Raw genomic sequence first — 2,165 nt, 5'->3', positions numbered from 1 at the left:
CTCCCCGGCGGTATTTGAGGAAAGATGAAGCGGGGCAGGCATGGGCGGTGCGGAGGGCGGGCGGACCCCTCGGCGGATGCGGCGGCCCGGCGGTGCCCGTGACGGAGGCCGATCGCGGAGGGTGCTGCGGCGGAGGCGGACCCGTCGGGGGAAGGGGGGTGCGCCGCAGCCCCGTCTCCCCCGAGGTGGGGCGTCGGCGGAGCGGGCAATTGCGCGGGCCGGCCCGGTCGGATCGGGGCGATACGGTGGGGTCGGGGCGATCCGGTGGGGCGGGCGCGGCCTCCGAACCGGGTCGGCCGTCCAGAGCCGAAGGGCGCCGGCCGACAAAGCCGATCCTGCGACCGGGTGCGGGCGAACGGCCGCGGGACCGGCGAGGTGGGGGCTGCCATCCGTCCGGCTCGGGGGGCCGACCGGACGCGGACGCGCGGTGGGGGGATCGGGGGGCCGACGCCCCCCCACGGCGGGTGGAGACGCAGGCCTCCGGCGGGCGGGCCTGCGCCGCCGCCCGTGCCGGGGCTTGCGGTCGCCTCGCGCGGGAGGGCCCCGCGTCCGGGCTGGATCCTTGGCGTATCGGTGCGATCCCCGTGCCCGCAACGGGGAGCTGCGACCCGAAGGAGCCGCGGGGGGCCTCCCGGCGGACGGGCTCGCGGTCGGGGGGGCTTCGGTGACCGAGTGGCGGCGAGCCTCGGAACGGGATCGCCGGTCAGAAGAGGTCGCCCTGGTCGGATCGTCCCGGCGGAGGCAGGCCCAGGTGTTGCCAGCCCTTGGCGGCGAGCATCCGTCCGCGGGGGGTGCGGGCGATGAGGCCCTGCTGGAGGAGGTAGGGCTCGATCACCTCCTCGAGCGCGTCGCGCGGTTCGGCCAGCGCCGCGGCGATGGTCTCGATGCCCACGGGGCCGCCGCCGTAGTTCTCGGCGATGAGGGTGAGATAGCGCCGGTCGGCGGCATCGAGGCCGAGCCTGTCCACCCCGAGCCGCGTCAGCGCACCGTCGGCCACCGCGCGGGTCAGGCGTCCGTCGCCCTCGACCAGCGCGAAGTCGATGACGCGGCGCAGGAGCCGGCCGGCGATGCGCGGCGTGCCGCGGGCGCGGGCGGCGATCTCGAGCGTGCCGTCGGGCTCGGCCTCGACGCCGGCGAGGCGCGCGCCGCGGCGCACGATGTGGTCGAGTTCCGCCACGGTGTAGAAGTTGAGCCGCACCGGGATGCCGAAGCGGTCGCGGAGCGGCGTGGTCAGGAGCCCGAGGCGGGTCGTCGCGCCGACGAGGGTGAAGGGCTGGAGCTCGATCCGCACGGTGCGCGCGGCCGGCCCCTCGCCGATCACGAGGTCGAGGGCGAAATCCTCGAGCGCGGGGTAGAGCACCTCCTCCACCACCGGGTTCAGGCGGTGGATCTCGTCGATGAAGAGGACGTCGCGCGCGTCGAGGTTGGTCAGGATCGCCGCGAGGTCGCCCGCCTTGGCCAGCACCGGGCCGCTCGTCATGCGGAAGTTCACGCCGAGCTCGCGCGCCATGATCTGCGCGAGCGTCGTCTTGCCGAGGCCGGGCGGCCCGTGGAAGAGGACGTGGTCCATCGCCTCGCCGCGCATCCGCGCGCTCTCGGTGAAGACGCGGAGATTGGCGCGCGCCTCCTCCTGGCCGATGAAGTCGTCGAGGCTCTGCGGCCGGAGGGCGCGGTCGGCATCCTCGGGGAGGCGGTCGGGCCGGAGCGTGGGGTCGGGTTCGGTCATCGCGTGTCCCTTATGGCGCAGAGGCGCGGGCGCGGCCAGCCGTCAGTCCCTGGGCGCGAGACGCCTCAGCGCGGCGCGGATGAGGGCGGGCGTGCCCGCCTCGGGCGCCTCGCCCGCTGCCTCGGCCACGGCTCGGGCGGCGTCGGCAGGGGCATAGCCGAGGTTCTGGAGCGCGGAGAGCGCCTCGGCCTGCGCCGCGCCGCTGCCGGAGGCGGCGGGGGGCGCCTTGCGGGGCGCGGCGGGAGCGGGCTCGACCAGCGCACCGCCGCCCGCGGCCATCGCGGCGGGGGCCTTGTCCTTCAGCTCGTTCACCACCCGCTGCGCGAGCTTAGGACCCACGCCCGGTGGCGCCTTGACGGCGCCCCCGTCGCCGAGCGCCACGGGCCGGGCGGCACCCTCGGGCCCGAGCGTGCCGAGGAGCGCCGTCCAGCCCTTGGCC

The 2,165-nt window shown here is 76.8% G+C and carries 1 protein-coding gene and 1 pseudogene; both read right to left on the bottom strand.

Going from position 1 to position 2,165, the window contains the following annotated elements:
• Positions 1-703: 703 nt before the first annotated feature.
• The gene (ruvB, locus tag ACTS11_RS09420) at positions 704-1,726 is read right to left on the bottom strand and encodes a Holliday junction branch migration DNA helicase RuvB (protein WP_442640064.1); all 1,023 of its coding nucleotides are present in this window, start codon (positions 1,724-1,726) and stop codon (positions 704-706) included.
• Positions 1,727-1,768: 42 nt separating this feature from the next.
• Positions 1,769-2,165 (bottom strand): annotated as a pseudogene (locus tag ACTS11_RS09415) (Holliday junction branch migration protein RuvA); the annotation flags it as partial.

Origin of the sequence: Roseicyclus sp. (assembly GCF_052168335.1) — a bacterium.
GTDB lineage: Bacteria > Pseudomonadota > Alphaproteobacteria > Rhodobacterales > Rhodobacteraceae > Roseibacterium.
This window is presented reverse-complemented; position numbering and strand designations above follow the sequence as displayed.

Coding starts and splice junctions, on each gene's coding strand:
- ruvB (WP_442640064.1), bottom strand. CDS start 1,726: ATGACCGAACCCGACCCCACGCTCCGGCCCGACCGCCTCCCCGAGGAT.